Source organism: Burkholderia sp. BCC1993 (assembly GCF_905339865.1).
Taxonomy (GTDB): Bacteria; Pseudomonadota; Gammaproteobacteria; order Burkholderiales; family Burkholderiaceae; genus Burkholderia.
Genome location: NZ_CAJPGZ010000004.1, coordinates 359,275 through 376,902, shown reverse-complemented (window position 1 = coordinate 376,902; position 17,628 = coordinate 359,275). Strand labels below are relative to the sequence as shown.

Here is a 17,628-nt window from a genome sequence, read left to right as displayed (position 1 = left end):
GCGGCGGCCGTCAACGGATCACGCCACAGGCGAGCGCGGGCCCCGCGCCATGCTGCGGAAACGCCGGATCGCTCGGGTCGCGGTGCACCAGCGCCGCGCGGCTCAGCGCGGAGCGCACGCCGTCGAGGGCCAGATCGGGCGCGACGATGAAACCGGCCGCGACGCCGTTCGCATCCGCATGGATGTTGCCGAGATCGCCGGCGACGCGCGCGCCCGCGCGCAGCCGGTCGGCGGCCGGCGCGAACACCTGGCCGGCGCTCGAGCCGTCGCCCGCGTTGCAGTCGCCGCGCTCGTGCACCTGCAGCGCGTGATCGCTGTTCGGCGGCAGGCCGGCCAGGTTGTACGTGACCTGGACGCCATCCGGGCGTTCGACGAACGTCACCGCGCCGCGTGCCTGCGAGCCGACGGTCGGCTGCAACTGCGCGTCGGCACGCTTTTCGTGCGACGAGGAAAAAGAGGTACAGCCGGCCAGCAGGCCCAGCGCGGCGGCGGCCAGCAGCGCGCGCCGCGCGCGGCCGGCGCGCACGCCGTGATGTCGTTGGTTCATTCGATCCTCATGCCGGCTGGCGGCCGTTCGACACGGCGGCCATGCCGGGCGGGTAAAGGGACCCGGGAAAAGTCGCCATGATACCGCGCCTCGCGGCGCCGTAAACAGCGTGAGGCCCCGCCCCGCAAGGGTTTTACGTATTTTGAACAACGATCGACGGGAACTTCGACGTCATGTCGCGCGCGCGCTCGGCGATCGCCAGCGCGACCCCGCGCGCGATGTCGCGATAGCGCCGCGCCAGCGCGCCGTCCGGTTCGGCCGCGACCGTCGGCGTGCCGCTGTCGGCGCGCTCGCGGATCGCGATGTCGAGCGGCAGGCTGCCGAGCACGGTCACGCCGTAGTCCTGCGCCATCCGCTCGGCACCGCCCGCACCGAAGATGTGCTCTTCGTGGCCGCAGTTCGAGCACACGTGGATGCTCATGTTCTCGACGATACCGAGGATCGGAATCCCGACCTTCTCGAACATCTTCAGGCCCTTCTTCGCGTCGAGCAGCGCGATGTCCTGCGGGGTCGTCACGATCACGGCGCCGGTCACCGGCACGCGCTGCGCGAGCGTGAGCTGGATGTCGCCCGTGCCCGGCGGCATGTCGACGATCAGGTAGTCGAGCTCGCGCCAGTTGGTCTGCCGCAGCAGCTGCTCGAGCGCCGACGTCGCCATCGGGCCGCGCCACACCATCGGGTTGTCTTCCTCGATCAGGAAGCCGATCGAGTTCGCCTGCAGCCCGTGGCCGACCAGCGGGTTCATCGACTGGTTGTCGGGCGACTCGGGCCGCTCGCCGTGAATGCCGAGCATGGTCGGCAGCGACGGACCGTAGATGTCGGCGTCGAGAATGCCGACCGACGCGCCTTCCGCGGCGAGCGCGAGCGCGAGGTTGACGGCCGTCGTGCTCTTGCCGACACCGCCCTTGCCCGACGCGACCGCGACGATGTTCTTCACGTTCGGCAGCAGCTTCACGCCCCGCTGCACCGTGTGCGCGACGATCTCCTGCGACACGGCGACGCGTGCGTCGCGCACGCCCGACACGGCCTTCAGCGCATCGGCGATGCGCGCGCGCACGTCGTCGTGCTGGCTGCGCGCGGGATAGCCGAGCACCACGTCGACCGCCACGGCGTCGCCGTCGATCGCGACGTTGCGCACGCCCTTGTTCGCCGCGTAAGGACGGCCCGTATTGGGGTCGACGACAGCCGCCAGTGCGGCGTCGACTTGTGCCCGGTCAATGCTCATCGAAACTCCGTGAAAACGTTTTTCTCTCGTGCAAACGTCAAGAAATATCAAATAACGCTGCGAAAATCGGGAAAAGTGAAAGAATCTGTTGCATGCCATTGCGCGAACGCGCGCGGCGGAGCAATCTTCGCGTGCGGCATGCTATGGGGCCAAATCGGCTACGATCCGCCTATATTGTAGAGGCTGACGCGTCGCCCTGTCCGGAACAGCCACGCTGGCGAACGGGGCATGCGGCCGCCTCGGCGGCTGCCGCGGGCACGGGCCTGCCCGCCTTTTTCGGGCGTCCGTGCCGGGAGCCGTAACTGTTGTTTGTCGTCGTTGTCGACTCGTTCAACCAAGAGAGGAATTCAAGATGAACATGAAAATCGCGACTCGCCTGTCCGTCTTCGCATTGGCCGGCGCACTGCTGGCAGGCTGCGCCACGCAGCAAGGCAACAACACGGCCGTCGGGACCGGCACGGGCGCAGCGCTCGGCGCAGGCATCGGCGCGCTGGCCGGCGGCGGCAAGGGCGCAGCGATCGGCGCGGGCGTCGGCGCACTGGTCGGCGGCGTGACGGGCTACAACTGGCAGGCGATCAAGAACAAGCTCGCGCCGTCGGCAGCCAAGACGGGCACGCAGGTGACCGAGCAGCCGGACGGCTCGCTGAAGCTGAACGTGCCGAGCTCGGTGACGTTCGCGACCAACCAGTACGCGATCACGCCGGCCTTCACGCCGCTGCTGAACGACCTGGCGACGACGCTGAACCAGAACCCGCAAGTGACGGCATCGGTCGTCGGCTACACGGACAGCACGGGTTCGCAGCAGCTGAACCAGACGCTGTCGCAGAACCGTGCGCAGAGCGTCGTCAACGCGCTGGTGCAGCGTGGCGTCGCCGGCGGTCGCCTGGCGGCACAGGGCATGGGCCCGTCGAACCCGATCGCGGACAACGCGACCGAAGCCGGCCGCGCACAAAACCGCCGCGTCGAGATCTACCTGCGCGCCGCCCAGCAGTAAGCATCGTCGCGAGAGGAAACGGGGGCGCGCGCCCCCGCCGCACAAGGCTTTCAGCGGGCTCCGTAACAAATCGAAAAAAATTTCGAACTTCTGTCGCGACCCGCGGTCTGTCTTTACGGTACGCGGCTGGCGCTGCCGGCGCGTCACCATTCTCCTCTTGTCGTTGTTGCTCCGGGGCCGAATTCGCCCCGGTTTTTTTTGCCCGGAATTCGCCTGCTGCGTCGCAGCATCGCACCGCCGGGCACGCCGCCGCAGCGGCCCCGCCCCTTCCGGCGCCCGATCCATGGCGCCCGCGCCGGCTGACCTGCCCGCGCCCCTGCTAGAATCGCAGTTTCCGTCGTTTCCGCCGTTCTTCTACAGACCCTATGTCCGCATCCGACCTCACTTCCGTGCAGGCTGCGGCGCCGCAAGGCAGCCGCCAGATCCTCGTTACGTCCGCACTGCCCTATGCCAACGGCCAGATCCACATCGGCCACCTGGTCGAGTACATCCAGACCGACATCTGGGTGCGGACGCTGCGAATGCACGGTCACGAGGTCTACTACATCGGCGCCGACGACACGCACGGCACGCCGGTCATGCTGCGCGCGGAGAAGGAAGGCCTGACGCCGAAGCAGCTGATCGAGCGCGTGTGGACCGAGCACAAGCGCGACTTCGACAGCTTCGGCGTGTCGTTCGACAACTTCTACTCGACCGACTCGGACGAGAACCGTGTGCTGAGCGAGAAGATCTACCTCGCGCTGAAGGACAACGACCTGATCGCCGAGCGCGAGATCGAGCAGGCGTACGACCCGGTCAAGGAAATGTTCCTGCCGGACCGCTTCATCAAGGGCGAATGCCCGAAGTGCCACGCGAAGGACCAGTACGGCGACAACTGCGAAGTGTGCGGTTCGACCTACCTGCCGACCGAACTGCTGAACCCGTACTCGGTCGTGTCGGGCGCGACGCCGGTGCGCAAGACGTCGAAGCACTACTTCTTCCGCCTGTCCGATCCGCGCTGCGAGTCGTTCCTGCGCGAATGGGTGAGCGGACTCGCGCAGCCCGAAGCGACCAACAAGATGCGCGAATGGCTCGGCGACGCCGGCGAGGCCAAGCTCGCCGACTGGGACATCTCGCGTGACGCGCCGTACTTCGGCTTCGAGATCCCGGGCGCGCCCGGCAAGTATTTCTACGTGTGGCTCGACGCGCCGGTCGGCTACTACGCGAGCTTCAAGAACCTGTGCGACCGCAACGGCATCGACTTCGATGCGTGGATCCGCCCGGGCACGAAGGCCGAGCAGTACCACTTCATCGGCAAGGACATCCTGTACTTCCACACGCTGTTCTGGCCGGCGATGCTCGAGTTCTCGGGCCATCGCACGCCGACCAACGTGTTCGCGCACGGCTTCCTGACGGTCGACGGCGCGAAGATGTCGAAGTCGCGCGGCACGTTCATCACCGCGCAGAGCTACATCGACACGGGCCTGAACCCGGAATGGCTGCGCTACTACTTCGCCGCGAAGCTGAACGCGACGATGGAAGACATCGACCTGAACCTCGACGATTTCCAGGCGCGCGTGAACAGCGACCTCGTCGGCAAGTACGTGAATATCGCGAGCCGCGCGGCCGGCTTCCTGCTCAAGCGTTTCGACGGCCGCGTACAGGACAGCGCGATGAACCATCCGCTCGTCGCGACGCTGCGCGATGCGATTCCGGCGATCGCCGCGCACTACGAAGCGCGCGAATACAGCCGCGCGCTGCGCCAGACGATGGAGCTCGCGGACGAAGTGAACGCGTACGTCGACGGCGCGAAGCCGTGGGAACTCGCGAAGGATCCGGCCAACGCGGTCGCGCTGCACGAAACCTGCAGCGTGAGCCTCGAGGCGTTCCGCCTGCTGTCGCTCGCGCTGAAGCCGGTGATGCCGCGCGTGGCCGAAGCCGTCGAGGCCTTCTTCGGGATCGCGCCGCTCACGTGGGCCGACGCCGCGAAGCCGCTGTCGTCCGCGCAGCCGATCAAGGCGTACCAGCACCTGATGACGCGGGTCGATCCGAAGCAGATCGACGCGCTGCTCGCCGCGAACCGCGATTCGCTGCAGGCCGAGGCCGCCGGCGCCGCTGCCGCGGGGGCAACCGCCGCCAACGCCGCGAAGGACGCGAAAAACGCCAAGGCGAACGCGAAGGTGGCTGCGGCGAACGGCGCCGACGACGGTCCGATCTCGATCGACGATTTCGCGAAGATCGACCTGCGCATTGCGAAGATCGTCGCGTGCCAGGCCGTCGAGGGCTCCGACAAGCTGCTGCAGCTCACGCTCGACGTCGGCGAGGAAAAGACCCGCAACGTGTTCTCGGGCATCAAGTCCGCGTACCAGCCCGAGCAGCTCGTCGGCAAGCTGACGGTGATGGTCGCGAACCTCGCGCCGCGCAAGATGAAGTTCGGGCTGTCCGAAGGGATGGTGCTCGCCGCGTCGGCGGCCGACGAGAAGGCCGAGCCGGGCCTCTACATCCTCGAGCCGCACAGCGGCGCGAAGCCCGGCATGCGCGTGAAGTAAGCCGCACGCACCTCTGCTTGCACCAGAAGCCCCGCACCACGTGCGGGGCTTTTTCATGGGTGGCAGCGAGCGGCGCCGCGGCCGGCGGTTACAGGTCGACGTGACGCTCGCCGCTACGCGGGCAGGATTCGGTGCGTGCGCACGCGCGAACCCGGGCGCCGGCGCGCCTGGCCGACCGGCCAGGCGCCCGCTTCGTCACCGCTGGCTGAACCAGCGATCGAAACGCCGCGTGTAGTTCAGGTCGACGCCCTGGAACGTGCCGCCATACGCGGACACCGACCAGAAGCGCGTCAGGTTGATCGTCGCCTTGAACGCGTTGCTCGCCGATTGCAGCCCTTGCTCGTAACCGAGCACGAAGCGCTCGTTGATCGCCTTCGAGATCTGCACGACCTGCGCATCGGTCAGGCCGACGTCGCTGCGGCCGATCGAGAATTCGTCGAGACCGATGCTCTGCGCGACGCGCTTGCCGGTCGCGCTGCCAAGCAGCCCGAGCGCGGCGGTCATCGCGTTCTGCTGGCCGACGTTGTTGCCCTGGTCGGTGCCGTGCCCGAACAGCAGCCACGACAGCTTTTCGTTGTCGGTGACGTTCGGCTCGGACACGAGCTTGACCGTCGGCGACTGGATCGTGCCGGTGACCTGCACGCCGGCCTCGACCTCCTGGTTGCGCCGCATCGCGAGGATGTTCACGCCCGGATTCGACACCGGGCCGTTGAACGTGAAGAAGCCGTTCTCGACCGCGAGCTTGCGGCCGAACGACGTATACGTCGAGCCTTCCGTCACGCGCACGTTGCCGACCGCGCGCAGCGGCACGCCCGGCGCGCTCATCACGGTGATCGTGCCGCGCAGGCCGAGATCCGCGCCGTGGCCCTTGAAGCGGAAGTTGTTGCCGAGGCCGATGTCGATGTTCGCGCGCGGCGCGAGCGACGGCGCCGGCTTGTCCTCGACCTTCTGCGGCTTCGCGGCCGCCGTACCGGTCTGCACGTCGCCGCGCACCGTGCCGTCCGGGCGCACGATCACGACGTCGTCGGACAGGTGCGGTGCCGACTCCTCCGGCAGGTCGAACAGCGCGCGGTCGACGACGAACTTGCCGTCGATCGACAGCGCGCCGCGCGGCCCGTCGTTCGCGACGGTCGCCTTGCCCGACAGCGACAGCTTGCGATCCGGTGCCGCGAACAGCTCGAGCTTGTCCGCGACGATGCTCGCGGTCAGGTCGGGCGCCTCGCCGTCGAGACGCACGCGGCCGATCGCGCGCAGCGTGCCGTCGCCGCCATGGAACTCGACCTGCTGGAATTCGACGAGGTTCTCCGCGAGCTTCACGCGCACGATGCCGTCCTTCAGCTGTACGCCCTGATCGACGAGCGTCGCGGACAGGTCGTCGCCCGTCAGCATCCCCGACACGTTCGGCTTCACCGGCGTGCCCGCGACCGTCAGCTTCAACGCCGCGCGCCCGCCGAGCAGATAGCTCGGCCCGAACAGGTTGCCGGTCGCCTTCAGCGACGGAATGTCGGCGTCGATGCGGCCCGACAGCGGGCCGTCGTCGACGACGCCGAACACGCCGTCGCGCAGCGCGAACGGCACGGTGACGTTCGCGTCGAGCGTGCCGACCCGGTTCGCCTTCGCGAGCGCCACCACGTTGAGCCGGTTGCCGGGTGCAAAGCTCGCGCGCGCGGACAGGTCGGTCAGCCCGAGCGACGCGATACCGCGCCCGGTCTCGACCGTCACGTCGCCGCCGCGCCGCTTCACCTGCACGTAGCCCGTCGCGTTCGCGCCGAGCGAGAAATCCCAGTCGGCATCGAGCACGACGTCGGTGCGCACCGGCGGCCGCTGGCCCGTCAGTTCCTGGCGGATCTCGAGGAAACGGGCGACCGATGCATCGCGCACGGCGCCTGCCGAGCGCATCTGGCCGTGGTCGAACACGAACGACTTCAGGTCGATCGCCGCGCCTTCGAGCGTGAGCCGCGTCGCGCCGAGCGTCACGCGGCCGGCGCCGGCCGACACCGCAAGCGGCGCCTGCAGCGCCACCGCCGGCGTGCCGCGGTTCGCGAGGCGCGTGACGGTGCCGTCCCAGCGCGTTCCGTCGCGGCTCTCGACCACGCCGCCGTTCGCCGCGAGCGTCAGGTCGATCACGCGGCCGCCGGCCGTCCCCATCGCCGATGCGTCGAGCGTGTGCTTCGCGCGCGTGCCGCCGAGGTTCGCGCGCAGCGATTTCAGTTGCAGCGAGCCGAGTGCGATGTCGGTCGCGTCGGCCGTGAACACGAGCGCGCCGTGCGCGCCGTCGCGGATGTCGGCGCGGCCCTGCGCGGCCCCGATCCGGTTCGAGCCGACCACGACGTGCTGGGCCTTGTAGGTGCCCGTCACGTTCGGATGCGCGAAGCTGCCGGTCAGCTCGCCCTGCGCCTGCACGAGCCCCTGCACGCCGAAACCGAGCCGGTCGAGCTCCGGCGCGTCGACGACGAAGCGCAGCCGGTCGCCCGGCGCGCCGAAACTGCCGCGCAGGTCGACGTGGTTGCCCGCGATCGACAGGGTCGCGGTGCTCGGCAAAATCCGCGAGCCGGCGAACTGCACGACGCCCGCGCCGGTCAGCGGCACGCCGTCGTACAGGCTGTCGCCGAGCTTGAAGGTCGCCTTCGTCGATACCTGCGGCGCGAACGCGCCGGATGCCGTCAGCGTGCCCGATACGCGCGTCTCGCCGCGCCTGGCCGGCGCCTTGGCCGCGGCGGCGGTTTTGGTCGCTGTTTTGTCCGCCGTCTTGGCCACTTTTGCCGCCGGCTTGCCGCTACCGGCCTTCGGCGCGCCCATCGCCGCGAGCAGCAGCGGATCGAACGCGGTCAGCGTCGCCTTCGCGTCGTAGCTCGAATGCGCGTCGTGACGGAACACGCCGGTCAGGTCGATACGGCCCTTGCCCGCCGTCACGCGCGCATCGGTCAGCACCGTCTGTTGCGGCGTCAGCGCGACCTTCGCACGCGCGCCGAGCGCGAGCTTCGGATCGTTCAGGTCGAAATCGACGGTCGTCACGTCGCCGGCGAGCGTCACGCCGAGCGGCCCGCCCAGGCGCATCGGCCGCAACTCGGCGACGAAGGCGTTCAGGTCGAGATTCGCGACCTTCAGGTCGAAGCGGCCCTTGCCACCCGTCAGCGTGCCGTTGCCGGTCACGCTGCCGTCGCGGATCAGTTTCAGCGCGAGGCCGTCGATTCGCTGCGCGTGCGCGTCGAGATTGACGGTCGCACGCGCGTCGATCACCGGCAGCAGGTGCTCGCCGAGCGTGCCGGGCTTCGCGTTGACGATCGACACGGGGCCGGTCACCGCGAACCCCTTCGCCGGGGAAGTGCCGGCCGGCGCGGTCACGGGCGCCAGCTCCGCGCGCACCGCGAGATCGGCGGCAGGCGCGCCCGGCGCGAGCGCGTGCGGGTTCACGTGATCGAACGCGAGCGACGCGCGCGTGAGCGGCACCGCGCCGAACGGCACAGCCTCGACGTGCGCGCGGCCGTTCAGTTTCATCCCGCTCGCGGTGACGTCGGCGACGAGCGCGTCGAGCGAACCCGATACGTTCGCGCTCGCGTTGACCGCTTCGTCGGCGAGCTTGCCCACGTAGGTCGCGTTGCCCGTCAGCGCGAACGGCTTCACGCCGTCGAGCTTCGCGCGCGCGGTCAGCGCGCCGTACGGCGTGTCGACGCCGTCGAGTGCGAGTTCATGGTGACGGCCGTCGCTGCGGCCGTTCAGCGCGAGATGGTCGAGCTGCGTCGTCGAGCCGCCTTCGTGGATCGCCAGATGGTCGACACGCAGGTCGTCGATCCGCAACTGCAGCGGCAGGCTCAGGTCCTGCGGCGTCGCGGCCGGCGTCGACGGCCCCGGCACGATCCGCACGTCGACCGTGCCCGCGCGCAGGTAAGCGACCGACAGCCGCCACGGCGCGCGGGTCAGCGCCCAGCGGCCGTCGAGCCGGTCGATCCGCACTTCGGTGCTGGTGCCGCCGGGGCTCGTCCACGCGAAGCCGCGCAGCCGCACGCCGGTCGCGAGCGCGCCGCCGTCCAGCGTGCCCGCCAGCCGGCCGCCCAGTACGCGCACGGCCGTCTGCCACGCGAGCCGCGTGCCGCGCTCGGTCGTCGCCGCGGCCAGCACGAGCCCGGCCGCCAGCACGACGAGCAGCACGGCCGTCACGAGCGTCCACGCGACGATCCGGCCCGCACGCCCGCGCCGCGGCGCGCGCGGCGGCGCACCGGGCGCGCGCTCGGGCGAGTCCGGATCGTTCGGCGGCGTGTCGTTCGGGTCCTTCGTCATGCGGTTCGTCGTGGCTCGTGCAACAAGGTCAGAAGGTCAGAAGGCGATGCCGAGCGTCAGGTACGGGCGCACGCTGTGGTTACGCAGTCCGTACGCGACGTCGACGTTGATCGGGCCGACGGGGCTGCGCCAGCGCGCGCCGATGCCGACGCCCGGGTAGAACACGCGCTCGCCCCACGCATCGGTCGCGGTGCCGATGTCGAAGAAGGTCGCGGCGCCCCAGTCGCGGTTGAACCAGTGCTGGTATTCGGCGGTGCCCGTCATCAGGTACTTGGTCGGCAGCACGGAGCCGGCGACGCTGTTGCCGATGCTCTGGTAACCGTAGCCGCGCACCGAGTTCGAGCCGCCCGCGCGGAACAGCAGCGACGCCGGCACACCGGTCGAGCTGCCGCTCGTGAACACGCCGCCGAGCTCCGCGCGGAACACGAACAGGTCGCGCTTGCCGATCGGCACGTACTGCTGGCCGCGCGCGTAACCGCGGATGAAGGTCTGGTCGGTCAACACGCCCTTGATCGCGAAGCCGGCCTCCGCGTGGATCAGGTTGCCCGAGCGCGGGAACAGCGGATCGTCGACGTTGCGGCGCGTCCATGCCCACTGCGGCACCAGCGCGCGGCTCGTGGTCGGGCCGGCGCCGTTCTGGTCGAGCCGGTCCTGGTAGAACATCAGCGAGTACGCGTAGTCGATGAACTGGCCGGTGCGCGTGCGCTGCACGCCGACCCGCGCGCTGTAGATGCGCGTGTCCGACACGTTGGTGTTCGTGTACGACGCGAGCACGCTGTTGGTCCACCCTTTCGCGCCGGGCGGCATCGACAGCTGGACCTGGCCGTACTGCTGGATCTGGTCGAGCCGGCCCGACACGGTGAACGGCCACGCGGCGCCGAACGTGTCGAGATACGTGTAGGAGCCCTGCACGTGCGGGCCCGTATCGGTCGCGTAGCCGACGCCGCCGCGAATGTTGTTGTACGGGAACTCGCTGACCTTCACATGCACGGGCGTGCGCTCGGGCTTCGACGTATCGTCGCCGACGTCGATCGCGACGCTCGCGTAGTACGGTGTGTTCTGCAGTTGCCGCTGCAGCTCGGTGATCCGCTGCACGTCGTAGATCTCGCCCTCCGACAGCGGATTGACGTTCGTGACGATCTTCTCCGGGTAGCGGCGCACGCCGTCGACATCGACCTTGCCGATCGTGAATGTCGGGCCGCTGTCGAACGTGACGGCCAGCGTCGCGCGCTGCGTGCGCGGGTCGATGCGCGCCTCCGACGACGCGATCTTCGCGCCCAGGTAGCGGCGCGCCTGCAATTGCCTGAGCGCCGCGCCCTTCGCGACGTCCCAGTCCGATTGCGTGAACGGGTCGCCCGGCTTCAGCGAGAACGCGAAGCGGGTCGCGGCCTCCTGCTTCGGATCCTCGGTGCCGACCGGGCCCTTGAACGTCAGGTCGACCGTCGACACGACGGTCTGCGGCCCCGGATCGACGGCGACGCGCACGTCACGCTTGCCGTCGCGCGTGCGCACGTCGGTGCGCACGACCGGCGAAAAATAGCCGGCCGTCGCGGTCAGGTCGCGCACCTGCTGCGGTGTCGCGGTCACGAGGAAGTCGAACTGGTCGTCGCTGATGTCGTCGCGCTTCGCGAAGCGCGCGATGTCGAGATGGGCCTTGAGGAGCTTGCGGATCGAGCGCGGCGCGTCGATGTCGACGTCGTACTTCGCGTAGGCCGGCAGCACGACGAACGCGGCGAGACAGCCCACGAGGGCTGCCCGGGCCGCCGCACCGGCGCCGCGCCGTGCGCGACGACCGGGGTGTCGGGCCGCGCGCGGGCTCGCCTCATGCGTCGTGTGTGCTTGCTGGTTCGCCTGACCCGCCAAATATGACCTCACCCTCGGTTGTCGTGATTCCGTGGAAAACCCTGTATTTGACCACAGGGCGGCGGCCCTGCCCGCGCGGTCCCCGCTTTGACGCTTGCGCGCAACGACGCGCGCACGGGCCCGGCCGGTCGCGCCGCGGGCACCGGCCAGCGGATTCGACGCGCGATTGCCGCCGGCTGTTCCCCGCGATGCGGTAAAATCCCGCCATCGCGAATCCGGCGCATCGTGCGCCGCCCGAAACGGAAAGCCAAGCCATGCCGTACCAGTCCGACGTCACGCAATTCCTGAACCAGCTCAAGCAACAGAAGCCGACGCTCGAAGCAGAGCAGCGCAAGGGCCGGTCCCTGCTGTGGGACAAGCAGCCGATCGACCTCGACGAGCGTGCCGAGCAGCAGGAATCGCGCGTGAAGCAAACGTCCTACGTCTACTACCAGAACTTCTGACGACGTGAGCGCCGCCGACGAGGCCAGCGCCGCCCGGCAGGACGACGCGATCGCCGCGCCCGCGGGCGCCGATTCGACACCCGACACGGTCGACGGTGTCGCGGCGTTCGCACGCCTGTACGGCGAGCCGCTCTTCAAGCTGCCGCAGGACCTCTACATCCCGCCCGATGCGCTCGAGGTGTTCCTCGAGACGTTCGAAGGCCCGCTCGACCTGCTGCTGTACCTGATCCGCAAGCAGAACTTCAACGTGCTCGACATCCCGATGGCGCAGGTCACCGCGCAATATCTGGGTTACGTCGACCAGATCCGCACGTCGAACCTCGAGCTGGCCGCCGAATACCTGCTGATGGCCGCGATGCTGATCGAGATCAAGTCGCGGATGCTGTTGCCGGTCAAGAAGGCCGACACCGGCGAGGAAGCCGAGGATCCGCGTGCGGAACTCGTGCGCCGCCTGCTCGAATACGAGCAGATGAAGCTCGCCGCGCAACGTCTCGACCAGTTGCCGCAGCTCGGCCGCGACTTCCTGCGCGCCGAGGTCTACATCGAGCAGAGCGTCACGCCGCGCTTTCCCGACGTGAACTCGGACGACCTGCGCGCCGCGTGGGCCGACGTGCTCAAGCGCGCGAAGCTCGTCCAGCACCACAAGATCTCCCGCGAGGAGCTGTCGGTGCGCGAGCACATGAGCCTGATCCTGCGCAAGCTGCAGAACGCGCGCTTCATGGAGTTCGCCGACCTGTTCGACACGTCGCGCGGCGTGCCGGTCGTCGTCGTGAACTTCATCGCGATGCTCGAGCTCGCGCGCGAATCGCTCGTCGAGATCACGCAGCCCGAACCGTTCGCGCCGATCTACGTGCGCCTCGCCTACCTGCCCGCGTAGCGCGCCGCCACGGTGCCGCTGCCGCGGCGCCCCCGCCTCGTTCCCGCATAGCGCCGCCCCGCCCGCGTGGGTCGCTCGCGGCGCGCCCGATTAAAAAGTGAACGATCGTACTTTTTTCGATGCGTCCGGCGGCCAAATCCTCTACAATCCGCCGACGCCCGATGCGCCGCCCGCGCGCCGGCGTTCTCCGCTTCGACCCCGACGCCGCTGTTGCGGCGCCAACGCGCGCATGCGCGAGGAACCCGCTACCCGATCATGAAAGTCATCAGCTCGATCCAGGAACTGCGCGACCAGTTGCGCGGACAGAACCGCACGGCGTTCGTGCCGACGATGGGCAACCTGCACGAAGGTCACCTGTCGCTGATGCGCCTCGCGCGCCAGCACGGCGACCCGGTCGTGGCGAGCATCTTCGTCAACCGGCTGCAGTTCGGCCCGAACGAGGATTTCGACAAATATCCGCGCACGCTGCAGGACGATATCGAGAAGCTGCAGAAGGACAACGTCTACGTGCTGTTCGCGCCGACCGAGCGCGACATGTATCCGGAGCCGCAGGAGTACCGCGTGCTGCCGCCCGACGACCTCGGCGGGATTCTCGAGGGCGAGTTCCGCCCCGGCTTCTTCGCCGGCGTGTGCACGGTCGTCACCAAGCTGATGTCCTGCGTGCAGCCGCGCGTCGCCGTGTTCGGCAAGAAGGATTACCAGCAGCTGATGATCGTGCGCCGCATGTGCCAGCAGCTCGCGCTGCCGGTCGAGATCATCGCGGCCGAGACCGTGCGCGACGAGGACGGCCTCGCGCTGTCGTCGCGCAACCGCTACCTGACGACCGACGAGCGCAAGGAAGCGCCCGAGCTCGCGAAGACGCTGCAGCGCGTGCGCGACAGCGTGCTCGGCGGCGAGCGCGACCTCGGCAAGCTCGAGCAGCACGCGCGCACGCACCTGGCCGAGCGCGGCTGGGCGCCCGACTACATCGCGATCCGCCGCCGCGCGAACCTGATCGCGCCGAGCGCCGCCGAACTCGAAGCCGGCGAGCCGCTCGTCGTGCTCGCGGCCGCGAAGCTCGGCGCGACGCGCCTGATCGACAACCTGGAAATCTGACGGGCCGCCCGCCCTCGCCTCACACGCATCACGGAGATACCATGCAGCGCCATATGCTCAAATCGAAGATCCACCGCGCGGCCGTCACGCACTGCGAGCTGCATTACGAAGGCTCGTGCGCGATCGACGAAGACCTGCTCGAAGCGGCGGGCCTGATCGAAAACGAACGGATCGACATCTGGAACATCAACAACGGCGAGCGCTTCTCGACCTACGCGATCAAGGGCGAGCGCGGCAGCGGGATGATCTCGCTGAACGGCTCGGCCGCGCGCCGCGCGCAGCTCGGCGATCTGGTGATCATCGCGGCGTTCGCGATGGTCGACGAAGCCGAGCTGCAGGCCGGCTGGAAGCCGAGGCTCGTGTTCATCGACGAAGGCAACAAGATCAAGGGCCACCGCGACCACGTGCCGACGCAGAACTGGACCTGATTCACGCGGCGGCCGGCGTGTCGCGACGCGCCGGATCGCTGCCGCGGCGCCCCGCGCGCCGGGGCGGCCGAAGCTGCGCGGCCGTATACGTACGAAGGGCCTGATCCGGCACGCTGCCGGATCAGGCCCTTCTTCATTGGAGCGGGAACCGACCGAATTCGACCGGCTGCGCCGCGCGGGTTCGCCTCGCGCATCCGCCCCGCGCGCTCAGGACGCCTTGGCGACCTTCTCCGCTTTCGGCGCGCGGCGCTCGGCCCATTCGACGATCGGCCGCCACTGTTCGAGATCCTTCTCGACGCGGCTCTTCGCGACGTCCCACAGCGTCAGGCCGTGCGCGGCGATCTGCACGTAGTTCTGCGTGTCGCGCACGTAGCCGAGCACCGGCAGCCCGAGCCCTTCGACGAAACGGTGCAACTGGTCGGACGAGCGCGTGCGCGCGTCGACCCGCATCCCGACGATCCCGACCTCGACGCTGCCCTTGCGCACCGCCTTCTCGCCGGCGAGGCGCTCCAGAAACTGCTGGGTCGCGAGAATATCGAACATCGACGGCTGCAGCGGCACGATCACCTTGTCGGCGAGCTGCAGCGCGACGTTGAGCCGGTTGCCGTGCAGCCCGGCCGGCGTGTCGATCACCGCATATTCGAGGCCGCGCGGCGGCTTCGACGGCGCATCCGGGTCGAGCTCCCACGCCTCGATCGGCGGCAGGCCGGCCGGCCGCAGGTCGAGCCACGCATGCGCGGACTGCTGCCGGTCCAGATCGGCGAGCGCGACCCATGCGCCCTGCGCCGCGAAATAGCCGGCAAGATTGGTGGACAGCGTGCTCTTCCCCACGCCGCCCTTCGGATTCGCCACCACGATGACCGTCATGAATTCCCCCGAAAAAGCCGTGCGGCGCCTGCCGCCCTGGCACGCGCCGCTCGATTGCGGATACAGGGAGCGATGATATCGGCAAACGGGGTGTCACCGGAACGGGTTGCGCCGAAGCCCGCCCCGTTTATGCGGTGCACGTCGCGGCGCGCGGTGCGCCGAGCGCGAATGCGCCGCCGCCGAGGAGCGCCTGCACAGCCAGCATGACGGCCCAGAACGCCGGGTATTCCCAGCCGCCGTTCGGCGACGCGAAGCTCCAGCCGTTCGGCAGATGTGCGGACACCGCGCCGAGCATGAACGGCAGCAGCACGAGCGCGGCGATCCGCACGCGGAAGCCCGCGAGCAGCGCGAGGCCGCCGGCCAGTTCGACGAAGGCGGTCACATACGCGAGCCAGCCCGGCAGGCCGATCGACGCGAAGAACTGCGCGGTGCCGGGCAGCGTGAAGACGAACACCTTCTGCGCGACGTGCGCAAGGTACAGCACGCCGAGTGCGACACGCAGCAGCGTCGCGCCGAGATCGTTCAGGCGATTGGGGTTCATGGCGAATTCCTTCGTGAGTGGATGAGAATGGATCGCACTCTATTCGAATCGATTCGGCCAATAAACATGCATTCCGGCTTTAACTGATTCCTGAATGGAACGAATCGGATCATGAAAAAGGGCATGACCGACCATGCCCCGGCCTGCACCCCGCTGCGAACCTCAGCCGCCGCTCTTGCCTTGGGCGGCGTCGCCCGAGCCGGCCGGCCCGCCGCCCGGTGCGTACGAATCGCACGCGTGCGCAAGCGCCGACGCGCCCAGCAGCACCGCGAGCAGCACACTCAACCACCATCGAGCCTTCATCGTCGCGCTCCTTCGGGCGGACCTCCGCCCATCTGAGTTGTACGCGATCCGCCGCAAAATGCCAGGCCGGCACGCCATGCGTCAGCGGAACTCGGCGTACAGCGCGCGCAGGTCGAGATGCTCGGCGAACGAATCGGCCAGCCGCTCCAGCGACGCCTCGCGCAGCGCCGGATAGTCGATGCGTTCCGCGCCGTCGAGCCCCGCCCATGCGAGCAGTGCCGCGCACGCGTCGGGCGCGTCGAACAGCCCGTGCACGTAGGTCGCGAGGATCTGCCCGTCGGCCGAGCGTGCGCCGTCCGGGCGCACGCCGCCCGGTGCGTCGTCCGCCGCCAGTTCCAGCGCGGGCGCCGCGAGCGCGGGCCCGCGCGTGTCGCCCATGTGGATTTCGTAGCCGTGCACCGCGGCCGCGCCCGGCAGCGCGAGATGCCCGGTCACGTTCTTCAGCGTCTTGTCCGGCTGCAGCGTCGTGTCGAAATCGAGCAACCCGAGCCCCGCCACGCTGCCGGGCGCGCCTTCGAGGCCGAGCGGATCGTCCAGCGTGCGGCCGAGCATCTGCATCCCGCCGCAGATGCCGATCACCTTGCCGCCATAGCGCAGGTGCCGGCGGATCACTGCGTCCCAGCCCGCGTCGCGCAGCCACGCGAGATCGCGCTGCACGCTCTTCGAGCCGGGCAGGATCAGCAGGTCGGCGTCCGGCACCGGGCCGCTCTTCCAGTACGTGAACTCGACCTGCGGATGCGCACGCAGCGGGTCGAAATCGGTATGGTTGCTGATCCGCGGCAAGGCGGGCACCACCACGCGCAGCACGCCGGCATCGCCGCGCGCGGCGGCGCTGCGCGCCTGCGACGGCAGCATGTCCTCGGCATCGAGCATCAGCCCGTGCAGGTACGGCAGCACACCGAATACCGGCTTGCCCGTCTGCGCGCGCAGCCAGTCGAGGCCCGGTTCGAGCAGCCTGATGTCGCCGCGAAAGCGGTTGATGACGAAGCCGCGCACGCGCGCGCGCTCGCTGTCCGACAGGCACGCGAGCGTGCCGACCAGGTGCGCGAACACGCCGCCGCGGTCGATGTCGGCCACCAGCACGACCGGGCAGTCCACGCGCTCGGCGAAGCCCATGTTCGCGATGTCGCCTTCGCGCAGGTTGATTTCGGCCGGGCTGCCCGCGCCTTCGACGAGCACCGTGTCGTAGCCGGCGCGCAGCCGCGCGTACGACTCGAGCACCGCGTCGAACGCGACCGGCTTGTAGTCGTGGTAAGCACGCGCGTCGAGGTTCATGCGCGCCTTGCCGTGAATGATCACCTGCGCGCCGCGGTCGCTCGTCGGCTTCAGCAGCACCGGATTGAAATCCGTATGCGGCGCGACGCCGGCGGCCAGCGCCTGCAGCGCCTGCGCGCGGCCGATCTCGCCGCCGTCGGCCGTCACCGCGCTGTTCAGCGCCATGTTCTGCGGCTTGAACGGCGCGACGCGCGCGCCCGCGCGGCGCGCGAGGCGACACAGGCCCGCGACGAGCGTGCTCTTGCCCGCGTCGGACGTCGTGCCCTGGATCATCAACGTGCCGTGCGGCTGCGGTTCGGGTGCGTTCATCGTGTGCAAAGTCGTGGCGAAGCAAACGCGCATTATCGCCCGCGTGCGGCCGCCC

General features: G+C 69.3%; 14 protein-coding genes. 6 read left to right on the top strand and 8 right to left on the bottom strand.

The genetic code is table 11. From position 1 onward, the window contains the following. Positions 1-10: 10 nt before the first annotated feature. Positions 11-547, bottom strand: a complete 537-nt coding sequence (sodC, locus tag U4Y91_RS08840; protein WP_321804751.1) for a superoxide dismutase [Cu-Zn] — start codon at positions 545-547, stop codon at positions 11-13. Between the two features lie 133 nt (positions 548-680). Further along, entirely contained in the window at positions 681-1,772 is a 1,092-nt protein-coding gene (gene apbC, locus U4Y91_RS08835; RefSeq protein ID WP_321804750.1) for an iron-sulfur cluster carrier protein ApbC, read from the bottom strand. Between the two features lie 352 nt (positions 1,773-2,124). On the opposite strand from apbC, the gene U4Y91_RS08830 reads away from it, so the two are divergent. Both U4Y91_RS08830 and metG read left to right on the top strand, forming a co-directional pair. Then, positions 2,125-2,766: an OmpA family protein gene (locus tag U4Y91_RS08830; protein WP_044847722.1), complete on the top strand. Its 642-nt coding sequence runs from the start codon at positions 2,125-2,127 to the stop codon at positions 2,764-2,766. Positions 2,767-3,131: 365 nt separating this feature from the next. Continuing rightward, a complete protein-coding gene (gene metG, locus U4Y91_RS08825; protein ID WP_321804749.1) occupies positions 3,132-5,294 on the top strand; it encodes a methionine--tRNA ligase in 2,163 nt (720 codons plus the stop codon). 195 nt (positions 5,295-5,489) lie between these two features. Here metG and U4Y91_RS08820 read toward each other — a convergent pair whose 3' ends face one another. Together U4Y91_RS08820 and U4Y91_RS08815 are read right to left on the bottom strand one after the other, a co-directional pair. Continuing rightward, positions 5,490-9,572 (bottom strand): translocation/assembly module TamB domain-containing protein, encoded by a 4,083-nt coding sequence (locus tag U4Y91_RS08820; RefSeq protein ID WP_321804748.1) that lies wholly within the window; start codon positions 9,570-9,572, stop codon positions 5,490-5,492. 36 nt (positions 9,573-9,608) lie between these two features. Then, positions 9,609-11,435: an autotransporter assembly complex family protein gene (locus tag U4Y91_RS08815; protein ID WP_321804790.1), complete on the bottom strand. Its 1,827-nt coding sequence runs from the start codon at positions 11,433-11,435 to the stop codon at positions 9,609-9,611. A gap of 254 nt (positions 11,436-11,689) precedes the next feature. On the opposite strand from U4Y91_RS08815, the gene U4Y91_RS08810 reads away from it, so the two are divergent. From U4Y91_RS08810 to panD, 4 genes are all read left to right on the top strand, one after another. After that, positions 11,690-11,878: a DUF3460 family protein gene (locus U4Y91_RS08810; RefSeq protein ID WP_006761252.1), complete on the top strand. Its 189-nt coding sequence runs from the start codon at positions 11,690-11,692 to the stop codon at positions 11,876-11,878. Positions 11,879-11,882: 4 nt separating this feature from the next. Continuing rightward, positions 11,883-12,755, top strand: a complete 873-nt coding sequence (locus U4Y91_RS08805; protein ID WP_321804747.1) for a ScpA family protein — start codon at positions 11,883-11,885, stop codon at positions 12,753-12,755. Positions 12,756-13,010: 255 nt separating this feature from the next. Further along, positions 13,011-13,850 carry a pantoate--beta-alanine ligase gene (gene panC, locus U4Y91_RS08800; RefSeq protein WP_124613507.1) on the top strand — a complete coding sequence of 280 codons (840 nt, stop codon included), beginning with the start codon at positions 13,011-13,013 and terminating at the stop codon, positions 13,848-13,850. A 41-nt stretch (positions 13,851-13,891) separates the two neighbouring features. After that, positions 13,892-14,278: an aspartate 1-decarboxylase gene (gene panD, locus U4Y91_RS08795; RefSeq protein ID WP_060127403.1), complete on the top strand. Its 387-nt coding sequence runs from the start codon at positions 13,892-13,894 to the stop codon at positions 14,276-14,278. A gap of 207 nt (positions 14,279-14,485) precedes the next feature. On the opposite strand, the gene U4Y91_RS08790 is transcribed toward panD, so the two are convergent. The 4 genes from U4Y91_RS08790 to U4Y91_RS08775 all read right to left on the bottom strand — a co-directional run bounded on the left by U4Y91_RS08790 (position 14,486) and on the right by U4Y91_RS08775 (position 17,573). Then, the gene (locus U4Y91_RS08790; protein ID WP_044849222.1) at positions 14,486-15,145 is read right to left on the bottom strand and encodes a ParA family protein; all 660 of its coding nucleotides are present in this window, start codon (positions 15,143-15,145) and stop codon (positions 14,486-14,488) included. Positions 15,146-15,272: 127 nt separating this feature from the next. Next, positions 15,273-15,686: a DoxX family protein gene (locus U4Y91_RS08785; protein ID WP_321804746.1), complete on the bottom strand. Its 414-nt coding sequence runs from the start codon at positions 15,684-15,686 to the stop codon at positions 15,273-15,275. Between the two features lie 162 nt (positions 15,687-15,848). Continuing rightward, positions 15,849-15,989: a hypothetical protein gene (locus tag U4Y91_RS08780; RefSeq protein ID WP_185640879.1), complete on the bottom strand. Its 141-nt coding sequence runs from the start codon at positions 15,987-15,989 to the stop codon at positions 15,849-15,851. Between the two features lie 81 nt (positions 15,990-16,070). Further along, a complete protein-coding gene (locus U4Y91_RS08775; protein WP_321804745.1) occupies positions 16,071-17,573 on the bottom strand; it encodes a cobyric acid synthase in 1,503 nt (500 codons plus the stop codon). Positions 17,574-17,628 lie beyond the last annotated feature (55 nt).